This window comes from Acinetobacter sp. 1125_18A (assembly GCF_052824985.1).
Genome location: NZ_VTDG01000004.1, coordinates 246,128 through 261,308 on the forward strand (window position 1 = coordinate 246,128; position 15,181 = coordinate 261,308).

The 15,181-nt window shown below is 36.4% G+C and carries 15 protein-coding genes; 9 read left to right on the forward strand and 6 right to left on the reverse strand.

What is annotated here, in order from left to right:
* Positions 1-41: 41 nt before the first annotated feature.
* The 6 genes from rarD (at position 42) to FY049_RS09260 (ending at position 6,763) form a co-directional block, all read left to right on the forward strand.
* A complete protein-coding gene (gene rarD / locus FY049_RS09235) occupies positions 42-971 on the forward strand; it encodes an EamA family transporter RarD (protein ID WP_333669834.1) in 930 nt (309 codons plus the stop codon).
* Between the two features lie 112 nt (positions 972-1,083).
* The gene (locus FY049_RS09240; RefSeq protein ID WP_446083582.1) at positions 1,084-2,784 is read left to right on the forward strand and encodes a hypothetical protein; all 1,701 of its coding nucleotides are present in this window, start codon (positions 1,084-1,086) and stop codon (positions 2,782-2,784) included.
* Positions 2,785-3,138: 354 nt separating this feature from the next.
* Entirely contained in the window at positions 3,139-4,596 is a 1,458-nt protein-coding gene (locus FY049_RS09245) for a glyceraldehyde-3-phosphate dehydrogenase (protein WP_004721304.1), read from the forward strand.
* A 147-nt stretch (positions 4,597-4,743) separates the two neighbouring features.
* Positions 4,744-5,205, forward strand: a complete 462-nt coding sequence (locus tag FY049_RS09250; RefSeq protein WP_154129877.1) for a hypothetical protein — start codon at positions 4,744-4,746, stop codon at positions 5,203-5,205.
* Positions 5,206-5,335: 130 nt separating this feature from the next.
* Complete coding sequence (locus FY049_RS09255) at positions 5,336-6,070, forward strand: MFS transporter (protein ID WP_096733849.1); 735 nt, start codon at positions 5,336-5,338, stop codon at positions 6,068-6,070.
* 12 nt (positions 6,071-6,082) lie between these two features.
* The gene (locus FY049_RS09260) at positions 6,083-6,763 is read left to right on the forward strand and encodes a hypothetical protein (RefSeq protein ID WP_035371575.1); all 681 of its coding nucleotides are present in this window, start codon (positions 6,083-6,085) and stop codon (positions 6,761-6,763) included.
* A gap of 60 nt (positions 6,764-6,823) precedes the next feature.
* Here the strand turns inward: FY049_RS09260 and FY049_RS09265 are convergent, their stop codons facing one another.
* On the reverse strand, positions 6,824-7,675 hold the full coding sequence (locus FY049_RS09265; protein WP_446083583.1) for an SDR family oxidoreductase: 852 nt from the start codon (positions 7,673-7,675) through the stop codon (positions 6,824-6,826).
* A 126-nt stretch (positions 7,676-7,801) separates the two neighbouring features.
* Here FY049_RS09265 and FY049_RS09270 point away from each other — a divergent pair, with 126 nt between their 5' ends.
* The gene (locus tag FY049_RS09270) at positions 7,802-8,176 is read left to right on the forward strand and encodes a winged helix-turn-helix transcriptional regulator (protein ID WP_004721299.1); all 375 of its coding nucleotides are present in this window, start codon (positions 7,802-7,804) and stop codon (positions 8,174-8,176) included.
* Between the two features lie 68 nt (positions 8,177-8,244).
* Here the strand turns inward: FY049_RS09270 and FY049_RS09275 are convergent, their stop codons facing one another.
* The 5 genes from FY049_RS09275 to FY049_RS09295 form a co-directional block, all read right to left on the reverse strand.
* The gene (locus tag FY049_RS09275; RefSeq protein WP_335954929.1) at positions 8,245-8,886 is read right to left on the reverse strand and encodes a DUF2238 domain-containing protein; all 642 of its coding nucleotides are present in this window, start codon (positions 8,884-8,886) and stop codon (positions 8,245-8,247) included.
* Between the two features lie 101 nt (positions 8,887-8,987).
* Positions 8,988-10,376, reverse strand: a complete 1,389-nt coding sequence (gene purB / locus FY049_RS09280; RefSeq protein WP_446083584.1) for an adenylosuccinate lyase — start codon at positions 10,374-10,376, stop codon at positions 8,988-8,990.
* 56 nt (positions 10,377-10,432) lie between these two features.
* Positions 10,433-11,164, reverse strand: a complete 732-nt coding sequence (gene hflD, locus FY049_RS09285) for a high frequency lysogenization protein HflD (protein ID WP_004721292.1) — start codon at positions 11,162-11,164, stop codon at positions 10,433-10,435.
* Positions 11,165-11,194: 30 nt separating this feature from the next.
* The gene (gene mnmA, locus FY049_RS09290; protein WP_034613669.1) at positions 11,195-12,331 is read right to left on the reverse strand and encodes a tRNA 2-thiouridine(34) synthase MnmA; all 1,137 of its coding nucleotides are present in this window, start codon (positions 12,329-12,331) and stop codon (positions 11,195-11,197) included.
* A 4-nt stretch (positions 12,332-12,335) separates the two neighbouring features.
* Positions 12,336-12,821, reverse strand: a complete 486-nt coding sequence (locus FY049_RS09295; protein ID WP_056512437.1) for an NUDIX hydrolase — start codon at positions 12,819-12,821, stop codon at positions 12,336-12,338.
* 739 nt (positions 12,822-13,560) lie between these two features.
* On the opposite strand from FY049_RS09295, the gene FY049_RS09300 reads away from it, so the two are divergent.
* Positions 13,561-14,607, forward strand: a complete 1,047-nt coding sequence (locus FY049_RS09300; RefSeq protein ID WP_004721283.1) for a linear amide C-N hydrolase — start codon at positions 13,561-13,563, stop codon at positions 14,605-14,607.
* A gap of 13 nt (positions 14,608-14,620) precedes the next feature.
* Complete coding sequence (locus FY049_RS09305) at positions 14,621-15,103, forward strand: hypothetical protein (RefSeq protein ID WP_004721281.1); 483 nt, start codon at positions 14,621-14,623, stop codon at positions 15,101-15,103.
* Positions 15,104-15,181 lie beyond the last annotated feature (78 nt).

The following is a 15,181-nucleotide window of genomic DNA, read 5'->3' on the forward strand; positions in this document are numbered from 1 at the left end:
AATGCCTAAGAATTTATTTGAAAATCACCGTGAGGCGACAGATGTTTAAGGGCGTCGTATTGTCTGTATTGGCATCTGTAACATTTGGGGTCTTATACTTTTATACCAAATTGCTGGGCGATCTAGATAGTCAACAAACCTTTGGTTGGCGGATTATCGCCACTTTACCGTTCCTGACCTTATTTATGTTATTGAGCGGTGATTTTGTCCATGTTAAAACCATTTATCATCGAATGGTCAAACAACCTGCTTTATTACTTTTATTGATCATCACTTCTATTTTGACCTGTTTCCAACTTTGGCTTTTCCTTTGGGGGCCGATGAATGGACGGGGCTTACAAGTATCGCTTGGATATTTTCTTTTACCCTTGGTTCTAGTCCTTGCAGGTAGCATTTTTTATAAAGAGAAATTATCTAAATTCCAGATGGTTGCCGTTGCTTTTGCGGTGCTTGGAGTAGGGCACGAATTATGGCGTTTGGGCACTATTGCATGGGAAACCCTCAGTGTTGCATTGGGCTATTCGCTTTATTTTCTTGTTCGAAAAACTATTAAAACCGATAATTTAGGTGGCTTTTGGTGGGATATTTTAATTTGTATTCCCATCGCAATTTATTTCACTCAAACAGGATTAGATGCTTATAACCAATTTGCTGATGCACCGGTTTTAATATTTGTGGTTGCAGGACTTGGGATACTGAGTGCGATTGGTTTAGGTAGCTATATTTTGGCGAGTCGCCATCTACCGATGGTCTTGTTTGGATTGTTAAGTTATTTAGAACCTGTCTTGTTGGCCTTAGCATCCTTGGCGCTGGGTGAGTCTATTTCAGCAGATGAATGGTTTACCTATATTCCAATTTGGTGTGCTGTGGGGGTTTTGGTATTGGAGGGGATCTGGCATCTCTATCAACAAAACAATAAACGGAAAAACTTAGCCTTGAATATCGAAAAATTAGACGAAAGAATTGGTTAATCAATAAAAAATAAATTGATAATTGTTGGGCTATAATTTTTAAAAGTGTTAAATTTATCTCATTAATCTATGTTTTAATTTGGTTTTTGAGTAAAAAAACGCTGAATATATTATGAACACAACAATAATTCCCTATCAAACACGGGCAACCTTATTGCAATTAGAGCCTAGTACCGATTTAAACTGGGAACAGGTTTTGTGTGATGTTTTTGACGAAGCCAATATCGAAATACGCGAAGAGATTGAGCGTCAAATTTTAAGACCGAAAGAAATTCAATGGAACAAAGGCAATAACAGCTTTGAATTTAAAATCACAAATTCATTAGAAAATTTAAAATATACCTTTGAAAATGAGCGAATGCGTTCCATTGCAACCAAACTGAGCAACTCAATCAATTGGTTAAAAAATATTACAGATAGTATTCAGATTGCAGACTATTTAGAAAATGCGTTGTATCAAATTGATTTGATTTCGGTGGATGATCATCTAAATTTGCAGCGAGAAAAATTACTGATTCGTCGTGTTTTTTTACAAGATGTGGCGAAATTGATCCGTACATTAAATATTGAAGCGCCAGCAGGTATCCGCAACTTAACTTCTGATCAAATTAAATGTTTTATTATTGAAGTGTTTATTAAACAACAATTATTGGGTTATTGGTTTAAGCCCTTATTGACCAAATCATCTGAATTAATGAAACGTCCTTTTTTTAAGTATTTTATTTTAAGAGAACAACGGATTCGTAAGTTTGAGATTGTTAAAACCTCTGAATTTATCTATTTAATTGCACCAATTGAAAATTTTGAACAGAATCCTTATTCAATTCGACGCTTTTTGTTTGAAGAAAATATTGAATATAAAAATCAGGTCTATGTAACGGGTTTGGTTCTCGATACGGATCAAATGAGTGAAAGTGAATATCGAGATAGCACGGATCTTTTGATTCAGAAAATGGTCACAATTCAGCATCAAGTCCATAGAGATGTGATTGAAATTGTGCAAGAATTTGAAGAATTTACAGAAAACAAGCTCTTGCCATTTTTGATGGAACCCCTTGGAATGGTGGGGAAAAATAGTGATACGGTTGCACAAAACCATATCAAAACCATTGAACAGTTGCTCACGGCCAATATATTGATGCCTTTAAGAAATGCGGTTAAAAGCGATTTATCACATATTGAAGAATTTGAATATTTGTTTATGAGTGTACATCGAATATTTTCTGAAATTTTATCGCATTATCGTGACTTTAAAGAACAACCCGCATTATTTTTTAATTCTCATGTACAACTGTTTGAATATCGTCTGCTGGCTTATTTAAAGCTATTGGAAAAGCGTAAAGATGAAATTTTTATTCCAATGAGTCCGCGAGAGTGGCAAGTCATGCATGAACGTTCTCAACAGCCAATTAGAAAACTTCAAGAAATTATCGCTGAGCAAGTGAAAGATTATAGGGCTTTAGACAGCTATGTTAAACAATTAAAGAATGAACAAAATGAAGTAGAAGGCTCGCTGTTAAAAAAAATGATCAAAGGTGGGAAAGTTGAAAAAGATATTGTTCAAGCAAACCATGCTGCAATGTTGATAAAAAAACAAACCTATTTAGAGGTATTAACTGTCCCTAAATGTTTAGCAAAGTATAGTGTATTTATTGAGTTTGAAAGCCTGACTTCAATGAGTGAATTGGAGCGCCATTACGCATTTCCTTCAGGGGACAATGGTATTATTCGCTTTCCTTATTTAATGAAGCTGCCCGAAAATTTAGCTGATTTTGATTTGGAAGAATTTAATGCGTCGATTAATGATGATTAAAGCGCGTGTTAGGGGCTGAGTAGAAAGCTCAGACTAAGCGCGATAATAGGATGTTTAACGAAGCTACATCAGCTTTATTTTTTCTTTTGTCTGGTTTTTTCTTTATTGTTATCTGGTTTATTTTCCTCTTACTCTGCTAAAGTCAATATCAATACTAAAAATCTACATAGATGTAAAAAATCGAAATGGCTAAAATATTGTTTAGAGATCAAGGCATAATTTAAAATAAAATACCCAGTATGACAAAATATTATAAAAATGTATCACGATTTGATTTCAACTAAATGAGAATTACATTACAATTATGGGGTTTAAAAATCCATGTCTAGATATACATAAATAGAGGACGTATCTGTGAGCAAAGACACTATCATCGCCCTACATGCAGAGCACCAAGGTCGCTGGAAAAACCGTGAAGAAATCGCGGAACGTATGATTGCATTAATCGGTCAATTATACCGTGAAAAAAACATTGTGACTTCTGTGTACGGTCGTTCTTTAGTGAACCGTTCAGTAATTCAAATTCTTAAAGCACACCGTCGTACACGTATGATGGATGTTGAGCTTTCTGTTGTACATACTTTCCCTATTTTAGAAGCTTTAGCGAAATTAGATAATATCGGTTCTGCTGAAGTTGATTTAGGTAAACTTGCAGTTGAATATAAAGAAAAGGGTGGCGATATTGATGCATTTGTTGCTCAAGCTGTTCAATCTTTAGAAGGTCGTCCTGCGCAAGTTGAGCCTAAAGATGTTGTTCTTTATGGTTTTGGTCGTATTGGCCGTATTTTAGCGCGTTTAATCATTAGCCAATCAGGTCTTGGTCGTGGTTTAAGCCTTAAAGCGATTGTTGTACGTAAATCATCTGATGGTGATTTAGAAAAACGTGCTTCATTGTTACGTCGTGACTCAATTCATGGTCCATTTGCAGGAACAATTTCTGTTGATGAACAAAATGAAGCAATCATTGCAAATGGTAACTTTATCAAAGTGATCTATGCGTCTAGTCCTGCTGAAGTTGATTACACAGCTTATGGTATCGACAATGCACTAGTGATTGATAACACGGGTAAATGGCGTGATATCGATGGTTTATCTCAACACCTTAAATGCCCTGGCGTAAGTCGTGTTGTGCTTACAGCGCCTGGTAAAGGTGATATGAAGAATGTCGTGTTTGGTGTTAACCAAGCAGACATCATTGATTCAGACAAAATCATTTCTGCTGCAAGCTGTACAACTAACGCGATCACACCAGTTTTAAAAGTGTTAGAAGACAAATACAAAGTGATTAATGGTCATGTGGAAACTGTTCACTCATTTACAAATGACCAGAACTTGATTGATAACTACCACAAAGCGGATCGCCGTGGTCGTGCTGCAACTCTGAATATGGTTATTACAGAAACAGGTGCTGCAAAAGCTGTTGCGAAAGCATTACCTCAGTTACAAGGTAAATTAACAGGTAATTCAGTACGTGTTCCAACACCAAACGTTTCACTTGCTATTCTTAACTTAACACTTGAGAAAGAAGTAGATCGTGAAGAAGTGAACGAATATATTCGTCAAATCTCGATCAACTCTAACCTTCAAGGTCAAATTGGCTATACCAACTCTACAGAAGTTGTATCGTCTGACTTTATTGGTTCGCGTACAGCGGGTGTATTTGATGCACAAGCAACAATTACTTCTGGTAACCGTTTAACAGCTTACGTTTGGTACGATAACGAAGTTGGTTATAGCTGCCAAGTATTGCGTATTGCTGAACAAGTATGTGGCGTAAGCTATCCAAAAGTACCGGCTGAAACAAATGCATAATTTGTAAGAGTTGTCGAAAAGGAGCTTCAAATGAAGCTCCTTTTTTATATTCAAAATTGATGATATATGGTTAAATTCAAATGAAAATTACCATTTGTCTCAACAATTTGACTATAAACATTTGATTAAGAAATTAGAGAAAATAAAATGAAAACAAAAATCTTATGCATCATGATGTTATTTACTTGTTTTGCTACACATGCCAAATCCTTAGAATTACGTCCTTTATTAAAAGATCGTTTTGAACAAAACTGTGCAATTCGGCAGCAATATGATTTTCATAATGAAAATACAGAACTGATTGCACCACTTGAACATTATACGATTGATGTAAAATATGTGGATAAACAGGTATATGACTCAACCGCTTATAAATTAAAAAATGTCACTTATGCTGGCATTCCTATTCGCAAAATAGAATTTAGTTTTGGTCGTCCAGCGCAACAATACAATGAATATTTATATTTTGATTTGAGTGCTACAGCAGCAAAGCAGCGATTTAAAACTCTAAAATTCAATCAAAACCATGAAAAAGGCGATGTGAGTGTTGAGTATAAAAATAATACAGCAATTGTGCAGTGCTATTGGTTAGCTGATTTTCCGAAATAATCCGTAGGTTAGATATCAATTGTTTATTAATTGAACAAAATTCTTCGACTTTTATACATAAAAACGCATATTAATTCACATAAGTATTTAAAATGAAAAATAATTAAGGATAAAAATTAAGGACAGGATTTTGCAGTTGAAGCAAGTTATGGCAGGAGTTGCCTTTATTCTTATTGCTACAGTGTGTGGTGTATTGATTGCAATCTGGGTATTTAAACATTTTAATATTTATATTCCACTTGAAAATCAAGCTGTACGTATCGATTTAAAAGAGCCTTTACAAGCCAAAGTACAAATTCATGACGCATTAGATGTGGATGTTAAAGGAAAAGTCAAAGCTGAAATTCCTATTCATGAAAAGCTAAATTTACCGATTACACAAACCTTAACCCCACACGTGTATTTTGATAATGAAGTCCCAATTCAAACCACAATTCCTGTGAATGAAGTGATCAAAATCAATCAGGATATGCCGATTGATACCAAGGTTAAAGTCACTGTTTTAGGCAAAGATATTACTTTACCGTTAAAAGGGAACATCCCGATTCATATGGATGTGCCGATTAATTTGCAAGTGCCACTCAACCAAAATATTCATTTAAAGTTTGATGCGCCTGTAAAGGTTTTACTTAAAGAAAACTTACATGTGCCACTTGATGCGACATTAAAAACCAATATTCCAATTCAAGGCCACCTCAATGTTCCAATTAAATCAGCACTTCAAGCAACAGTAGATGTTCAAAATACATTGCCAGTAAAAATTGAAAAAGGGCAACTTAAAATTCCACTCAATAGTTTAAGGCTATCACGTCGCGATCATCCGCCAGTAGAACCACAACAACCACAGTCCGAAGCTTTAAAATAGGGTGGTATGGAAATGTGGATCTTTAAATCTATACGAAATTTGTTGTTCACTTTTATAAGTGTCGTATTGCTCATTGCGCTGTGCGTTTGGTTATATTTGAATATTCATGCCTCAATGCAGGTTTCTGCACAAAGCGCACAAATTCAATTGTCGGAATCTTTACCGACAAAAATCCATGTGGGGAATTATTTACAAACACATGCACAAGGCGCTTTAGATACTGAGTTGACGATTGACCGTGAGTTGGCTTTACCTTTGAAAGGCAAATATTTGGCTAATTTAAGTTTTGTTGTGACAACGCCGATTGAGGTTGAGCTGGATTATGAGACTGATATTCAGATTGAAACGCTAATGCCATTAGAAACGACTACGGACTTGGTTTATCAAAATAAACTGTTGCCTCAATTTCCTTTAAAAGTGGATATTCCGATTAAACTTTCGGTGCCATTTAAGTTAAAACGACGATATCAAGTCCCGATCAAAATTATGTTTGATGGGCCGGTTTATTTAGAATTTGATGAAGTGATTCATTTATATGTTAAGCATAAACTTAGGCCAATACTGAATATTAATGATCCAATGACGATGAAAAAAATTGCGGTGTTCCGTGCAACCATGTACAACACAGAAAGGCAGTCCCTAGCAGATCTAGAGATGAATATCGATTTCCCTATCAAAAATATTCATCCTTAATTACTCAGTATAGCATGGGCTTAAATTTTGTATTTAAGCCCATGCTTATCTTTAAAATGCCTAAAATAAAGCTTTAACCTGATCCTGAATATGCGTTGTTTTACGACCAATCAAATATTCCAAGTCTTTACTTTCACTATACATTGCACCATTTACAGTCTGTACATCTGCATCAACAATAAGCGCTACCAGTGCTTGGGGTAATCCTGCTGTGAGAAGCGCCTGAGTATAATCTTCTGGGCTGATATCTTGATACTGTACAGTTTTACCTGATGCCAAAGCGATATAAGAGGCTAAATCTGCAAAGGTAAAATGATTTGAATCTGCAAGCTCATAGGTTTTATTTTCATGTCCTGAGGAAGCAAGGACTTTGGCCGCAGCTTCAGCATAATCTAAACGAGAAGCTGAACTGATTTTTCCATTTTGAGCACTGCCGTAAAGCGTTCCTGTTTCCGCAGTATGCTTAACGTTACCAAGATAATTTTCGCTATACCAATTGTTGCGTAAAAACGTATATTTCAAACCACTTTGCAGAATAAGTTCTTCTGTTTCAGGATGTTCTTGCGCTAAACCGAGTAGGTTATCTGTTGCATTGAGTAAGCTGGTATAGGCAATGTGTTCAACTTTGGCTGCGACTGCGGCATCTATAACTGCTTTATGTTGTGGGGTACGACGACCAATTTCATTGGCTGAAATTAAAAGTAATTTATCTACATTGTGTAAAGCAGGTATTAATGTTTCAGGTTGATCATAGTTAAATAGGCGAAGTTCAATCCCTTGTTGTTTGAGCGACTGTGCTTTATCTATATTTCGAACCAGCGCCACAATATTTTCAGCAGCAGTATGTTGAAGTAAGGCTTGGATCACCAATTGTCCAAGTTGACCCGTTGCACCTGTAATTGCGATTTTCATAAATTCACCTTTAAATATGATTTAAATTGGATGTTTTTTAAACTTGATGTTATTATCATAATCATTAAACTTACTATATGTAAGTACGTACCTAAAAGTAAGCTAATTACTGTGTAGAGAGAATTTATGAGCATCTATGCTTCAAGTGATTTAATTGGTCAAGTTTTATCCAGTCAGTGCCCATCTAGAGAAATATTGGAGCATTTAACCAGCAAATGGTCTGTATTGGTTTTACGTTGTTTAAATGATGGTGTGCAACGTTTTAGTGAACTGCGCAATCGAATTGAGGGGATCAGCGAAAAAATGCTGGCACAGACATTAAAAGTGCTTGAGCAAGATGGCTTTATATTGAGAACGGTTTACCCTGAAGTACCACCGAAAGTAGAGTATCAATTGACGATTTTAGGCGCACAAGCGGCTGAAAAATTAAACTATTTGATTGGTTGGATCGAGCGCAGTTTGCCCGATATCTTAGAGAATAAACAAAGATTGCAAAAGTAAAACTCAGTGGATTCTATACTCACCAACAACTTGATCGCTGAGTGAGTATATTGAGAGGAAAGTCCGTATTATTGAGGATGATTTCCTTTTGTCGCAGCTTTTAAAGAGACTAGTCCTGTCATGATTGCACCAATGGTGGCTAAGAACATATCCTTATGTGCATCCCATATATCACCTTGTTGCCCATTGTAGTTTTCAGCTTCTTCTGGAGATAGGCCAATGGCAATCCACCATTCAATCCATTCATAAAATAAACTGGTTGCCATAACAAATTGAATGACCAATAAAAATAAGGTTTTAGGCTTTAAGCTTGGTAACCAGACTTGGAAAATTCGGTAGAAAAATGGGTAAAGGAATAAACCATAGAACAAGTGTACAAAGCGGTCAAACATGTTACGTGTCCAACCCATTGCTTGATTGAGATCAAAATGTAAGTATTTGATTGACCAATCATTATAAGGCACATAAGAATAAAGATAATGTGCTGCAATGACATGAATCATCAAGAAGAGGATATACAATAAAAATGATGAAAATGTCAGCCCTATTTTCTTTAGACAGAAAAACAGGGTAATCAGCATGAGCAAGGTGCCAATCTGATGCAGCATGTAGGATGGATATTCTAAAGGATTGATACTGGCAAGAATGATTGCGATTGCAAGAATAGCAAGAACAAGCCAATGTTTTTTTGTTAAGGCATGATAAATCATTATGGTATTTTCTAAAAATTATTACTGCGCATTGTAATCAAAAAGCAAAAAAATGCGAAGCATTGGCTTCGCATTTTTAGGTCTTTTAGAAGATTAAAAGCTTAGATTTTATCAATCAAATCTTTAATTTGTTTGGCTTGATCCGCAGCATTACCCGTGTAAGTCGCAGGGCTCATTTCAGCCAAACGTGCACGATCAGCAGCAGGTACGGCTTCAAGTTCAGTGCCATTGACAAAATCAACCATCATGTCACGTGTCATCGCTTGACCGCGAGTCAATGCTTTTAATTTTTCATATGGTTTTTCAACTGCATAACGACGCATTACAGTTTGGATTGGTTCAGCCAATACTTCTTGAGCATGATCAAGGTCTTCAAGAATACGTGTTGCATTGAGCTCAAGTTTACCAATACCTTTTGAACATGCTTCAAAAGCAATTAAACTTTGTGCCAAGCCAACACCCATGTTACGCAATACAGTCGAGTCGGTAAGGTCACGCTGCCAACGAGAAATTGGTAATTTTTCGCCTAAGTGGGCTAATACTGCATTGGCAATGCCCAAGTTTCCTTCAGAGTTTTCAAAATCAATTGGATTGACTTTGTGAGGCATTGTAGAAGAACCTACTTCACCTTCTTTTAGACGTTGTTTAAAGAAGCCTAAAGAGATATAGCCCCAAACGTCACGGTTAAAGTCGATTAAAATTGTGTTAAAACGACGTAAAGCATCGAATAATTCAGCGATGTAATCGTGTGGTTCGATTTGAGTTGTATAAGGGTTGAAGGTTAAACCGAGTGATTCAACAAATGCTTGTGAGTGAGCAGGCCAGTTGATTTCTGGATAAGCAGAGTAGTGCGCGTTGTAGTTACCTACCGCACCATTAATTTTGCCCAATAATTCAACTTGTTTAAATTGTTTGATTTGACGCGCTAAACGATATGCAACGTTGGCCATTTCTTTACCCAAAGTGGTTGGGCTCGCAGTTTGACCATGGGTACGTGATAGCATTGGTTGTTCTGCATGTGTTTCAGCTAAAGCCACAATAGAATCAACAATTTGTTGCATAGCAACAACTAACACTTCACGACCATTTTTCAACATCAAAGCGTGAGAAAGGTTGTTGATGTCTTCTGAAGTACAAGCAAAGTGAATAAATTCGCCTGCATTTTTAAGCTCATCAATATGTGCAATTTTTTCTTTTAAGAAATATTCAACCGCTTTTACATCATGGTTAGTGGTGCGTTCAATTTCTTTAATACGGTTAGCATCATCTTCCGAAAATTGAGTAACAATGGCATCTAAAGCTTTATTGGTTGCAGTAGAAAAAGCTGGAACTTCTGTGATTTCAGGACGATTTGCAAGCGCTTGTAACCATCGCACTTCAACAGTCACACGAGCATGGATTAAACCAAACTCAGAGAGGTAAGGGCGTAATGCATCACATTTGCTTGCATAGCGTCCGTCTAGTGGAGAAAGTGCGGTTAAAGCGTTCATAAAGATTCCTTAAATTTTGGAATTAGAGCGAATGGCGTAACTCGAACAGTATCAAATTAAACAACCTGATATTGTAATCGAGCAAGATCTTGAATATCTTGAAGAAGTTTACGTTTGCTAAAGATCATATTCCATGAACTACCACCTAGTTGACGCCATAGGTGAGCCATTTGTAAGCCTGTGAATAAACTGGCACGGATACGATTGGTATGTGCAGAGTCTTTAAAAGCTTCTGCATTACCACGGACTAGAATTCGAGGGTTAATTTGACCAGCAGTGTCGACATAGGTTTGTGCTAAATTGGCAATGATACTTGGATGTAAATAGTTATTATCAAAAAAAGACAGCTGTTTTAATATTTTTTGTTGAGATTGTTCAATAATTTCAACAAACTTTGGATTGCTATAAACTTTTTTTTCCAAGGCCAATAATGACATGGCATAAGTCATTGGCAGTTTTGCATTGGCAATTTTAGGAATTCTAGATTTCGGTGATGTCGAGAAAGGTTGCGTAATACTACTTTCTAAAGCTTTTAAACCTAAGGAGATGTCTGCCAATTGATTGAAGAAGTCTAAAGTTTGACCTGATGAATTGGCAGTGGCACGGATATTGAGGCTGGCTTTGATGAGCTGTTCAAAATAGAAATTACCGCTTTCACCAATGCTTTGACGTCCTGACATTGCAGTCATATGGGTTAGCTGTGTTGCTTGAAACACAGCTGCTAACGCCAAAGCTCGGTTTTGGCGTTGATTCAAAGTTTGAGGCTGTTGAAAGGGCAACTCAACCATGCCTAAATTCCTTTAAATAATTTTTAATCATTACTCAATAAAATCTGGTTTTGGTGCATTGGTATGATGAATCACACCTCCACCTAAACAGACTTCATCGACATAGAAAACAACACTTTGTCCCGGCGTTACGGCACGCTGTGCTTCATCAAATTCGACACGAACACCATTTGGCGTGTTTGCATCTTTATAAATTGTACATGCTTGATCAGGCTGACGGTAACGAGTTTTTGCCGTGCATCGGAAACCTGTGTCTGGAATCGCTTGTTCACCCGCAACCCAGTCAATTGTTTCAGACCATAAAATGGTACTTTGCATTAGTGGATGTTCATGACCTTGTCCAACCACAAGACGATTACCTTCGATGTCTTTATGTAGAACAAACCAAGCACCTTCTTCTGCGCCTTTGAGTCCACCTAAACCAATACCACCACGCTGACCGAGCGTATAGTACATTAAGCCGTGATGATCACCAACCTCTTTTCCTGTATCTAAGACAATTTTCCCAGGTTGAGCCGGTAAATATTGTTTTAAGAAGTCATTAAAACGGCGTTCACCAATAAAGCAAATCCCCGTTGAATCTTTTTTCTTGGCAGTAGCCAAACCAAGCTCTTCAGCAATTTTACGTACTTGTGGTTTTTCAATCTCACCAACAGGGAACAAGGTCTTATTGATTTCACGGCCATGAACCGCGTGAAGAAAATAAGTTTGATCTTTGTTGTTGTCTACACCACGTAATAAAGGCGCATATTGATCGCCTTTTGAATTGGTGGTTGTTTCACCACGACGACAATAATGTCCAGTTGCAATAAAATCAGCACCTAAATTGACAGCATGATCTAAGAATGCACGGAATTTAATTTCTTTGTTACATAGAATATCTGGGTTTGGCGTACGCCCAGCGGCATATTCTGCTAAGAAATGTTCAAAAACGCGATCCCAATATTCCATTGCAAAATTTGCAGTATGGAGTTTGATCCCAATTTTGTCGCACACCGCTTGCGCGTCAGCAAGGTCATCCATTGCGGTACAATATTCCGTGCCATCATCTTCTTCCCAGTTTTTCATGAAAAGCCCTTCAACTTGATATCCTTGTTGAAGTAAAAGTGCAGCAGAAACAGATGAATCTACACCACCCGACATACCGACGATGACACGTTGTTGCATAGGATTAGGCATCCAAATTTGAAATTAAAGGAGAGTTTTGGTGCTCATAGATGAGCGAAAGCGGGTATTTTTGCCCAGAAAGTGCGTCTTGTACAGCTTTAATGACCAAAGGGCTTCTTGCGCGAGCAGATTCAAGCAGTTCTTCAAGCGTCATCCATTGCGGACCAATGATATCTGTATCAAGTTGCGCGTCTGGAAAGTATTCAGTTACATGGGCTAAAAAGCAAAATCTAAAATAGGTACGGTCTGGAAACATGGGTGGGGTATAGGTATAGATCCCCAGTAATGAATTGATTTCTACTGCATATCCTGTCTCTTCCATGGTTTCACGTAACGCAGCTTGAATAATGGTTTCATCAGATTCAACATGCCCAGCGGGTTGATTGAACACAGTATGGCTTACACCTTCAGTATATTCTTCTACAAAAAGAAATTTTCCATCTTTTTCTACAACTGTCGCAACAGTAACGTGGGGTGTCCAAGCGGTCATGACCAGCACCAAGGGAGATAAAGTATTATTCTACAAAATTTAGCGCGTGGTGGCTATGTTCATAAGGGTTTTCTTTGATCACCCTAAAAGGATTTATATCTATAGGCTGTTTAAAAATACCTCATGGTCGAGTTTTGTTTATTTTTTTTAAAATTTTTATTTGCTTATTTTATAAAGGAAAGATTTATCTCATGGTTTTTTTTTGGTGATACTTCATGTAAAAAGTTTAATAAAAATATTCTTATATCTTGATATCTAAATGCAATTAAATGTGACATCAATTTATGAAGTAATTTTTTTTATTATTTTAATTCTTATCAGTAATGACCAATAGATAGAGGTAGCAACTCATAAGTAAATATTTCAAAGTTATTGGTTTTATGGTGAATGGCATTTAATTTATTTTTGTACAATAAATACCCGAATAAGGCATTTACTATGATTGAAACATATGATAAAAAATACGTATATATAAAATTTTATTAAACTTAACAATTATTTATTTTTCCTGTTAATAGTGTGTTTATTCAATTTGGTTTTATTGGATGCTTCGTTGAATAGGTATGGTTATCCAAAATTAATTAGTTCATGGATCTATCGTTTAAAGATGTGTAATCACAAATAGAGTGGAAATAAACTTTTTTGATAAATATAGTTTAAGCATATTTTATTGGAAATATATGCTTATATTGAGTCAAAAATAAGTCTAACTTTAGTAATTTTATAAGTGAGTATAATCATGAAAAAGGCAATAAAAAAGGTATTGTTTGCAGCAGGGCTTTTGGTTGCGGCTGAGCTGGCGACGGCATGTACGCGGGTTGTTTATTTAGGCAATAATGATGTGATGACAGCACGTTCTATGGATTGGAAAAGTGATGTTGGAACAAACTTGTGGATATTGCCCAATAATGTAAAACGCAGTGGTATGGCTGGGCCAAAATCGATTCAATGGACATCTAAATATGGCAGTGTTGTCGCAACAGGTTATGATATTTCAACAACAGATGGTGTAAATGAAAAGGGTTTGGCTGCAAATTTACTTTGGCTGGTTGAGTCTGAATATCCAAATGTTAAAAACAATAAAAAACCGCCATTAAGTATCTCACTTTGGGCGCAGTATGTTTTAGATAACTATGCAACAGTAGATGAAGCAATTCAGGCTTTAGCACAAGAGCCGTTTATGATAGTAACAGATCAAGTGCCAGGTGAAAAAAGACTAGCGACTCTGCATTTATCAATTTCAGATGCAACGGGTGACAGTGCTATTATTGAATACATTGGTGGTAAGCAGGTCATCCATCATAATCGACAATATCAAGTGATGACAAACTCTCCAACCTTTGATCAGCAATTGGCGTTAAATACATATTGGAAACAAATTGGCGGAACAACGATGTTACCTGGAACCAATCGAGCTGCAGATCGGTTTGCAAGAGCATCTTTTTATATAAATGCGATTCCTAAAGATGCGACTCCTGAATATTCTTTAGCAAGTGTATTTAGCGTGATACGTAACACATCTGTTCCGTTTGGGCTCAATACAGAAGAAGAGCCAAATATCTCCTCTACACGTTGGCGTACAGTGGTAGATCATAAGCGAGGACTTTATTTTTTTGAATCTGCTGTATCACCAAATGTTTTTTGGGTAGACTTAAAAGAGATTGATTTTAAAGATGGTCAAACCAGAAAGCTTGAGTTGGGTGCTGATCAAGCAAAAGTTTATGCAGGTAAGGCTAATTCTTCTTTTAAGGTCGCTCCACCATTTCAATTTTTGGGCATACAATAGGATTTAAAAAAGTATGATAAAGAAATTATTATGTATACCTTTCAGTGTATTACTAATTACTGGGTGTGCTTCAAATCCTAATGACGCTACTTCAAATTTAGGTACGCAGGGATTATTAATTTGTCAGCCAAATGAGCTTTGTCCAATCGTCACCGTAGTGTGGAATGAGACACATAAAGATTTTTTAAAAGTGAAACTTAGCTTAAATAGTGCCTATACAAAATATAATATTGAAAAAGTTGTATTTAGTGATGGCGCAAAAAGTCACTCATTTAATGTGATTGGACCAACTGAAATTGATTTTGCTTTTAAGGCAAATCGCTCTCGCAACAGTGTGCTTATTCCAGTCAATCTTATGGGGGACTTTAAAAGTTCTCAAAATATCTTTATGGAAATACATACAGATCAAGGTGTGATTACTCGATATATCTTAAAAGATAATGTCAAAGCACCAGTATTTGAAGAATTAACCAAATACTACAATGTTTCAAAATAGAAATTTGATCTAAAAAATATAGGCTTCATTCCACTGTGCTTCAGTGGAACGAAGTCGACTTGAACCACTTAATTCAAA

Excerpts from the sequence above, each read along its gene's own strand:
- rarD (WP_333669834.1), top strand. The coding sequence starts at position 42 with ATGTTTAAGGGCGTCGTATTGTCTGTATTGGCATCTGTAACATTTGGG.
- FY049_RS09240 (WP_446083582.1), top strand. The coding sequence starts at position 1,084 with ATGAACACAACAATAATTCCCTATCAAACACGGGCAACCTTATTGCAA.
- FY049_RS09250 (WP_154129877.1), top strand. The coding sequence starts at position 4,744 with ATGAAAACAAAAATCTTATGCATCATGATGTTATTTACTTGTTTTGCT.
- FY049_RS09260 (WP_035371575.1), top strand. The coding sequence starts at position 6,083 with ATGTGGATCTTTAAATCTATACGAAATTTGTTGTTCACTTTTATAAGT.
- FY049_RS09265 (WP_446083583.1), bottom strand. The coding sequence starts at position 7,675 with ATGAAAATCGCAATTACAGGTGCAACGGGTCAACTTGGACAATTGGTG.
- FY049_RS09270 (WP_004721299.1), top strand. The coding sequence starts at position 7,802 with ATGAGCATCTATGCTTCAAGTGATTTAATTGGTCAAGTTTTATCCAGT.
- FY049_RS09275 (WP_335954929.1), bottom strand. The coding sequence starts at position 8,886 with ATGATTTATCATGCCTTAACAAAAAAACATTGGCTTGTTCTTGCTATT.
- purB (WP_446083584.1), bottom strand. The coding sequence starts at position 10,376 with ATGAACGCTTTAACCGCACTTTCTCCACTAGACGGACGCTATGCAAGC.
- hflD (WP_004721292.1), bottom strand. The coding sequence starts at position 11,164 with ATGGTTGAGTTGCCCTTTCAACAGCCTCAAACTTTGAATCAACGCCAA.
- mnmA (WP_034613669.1), bottom strand. The coding sequence starts at position 12,331 with ATGCAACAACGTGTCATCGTCGGTATGTCGGGTGGTGTAGATTCATCT.
- FY049_RS09295 (WP_056512437.1), bottom strand. The coding sequence starts at position 12,821 with ATGACCGCTTGGACACCCCACGTTACTGTTGCGACAGTTGTAGAAAAA.
- FY049_RS09300 (WP_004721283.1), top strand. The coding sequence starts at position 13,561 with ATGAAAAAGGCAATAAAAAAGGTATTGTTTGCAGCAGGGCTTTTGGTT.
- FY049_RS09305 (WP_004721281.1), top strand. The coding sequence starts at position 14,621 with ATGATAAAGAAATTATTATGTATACCTTTCAGTGTATTACTAATTACT.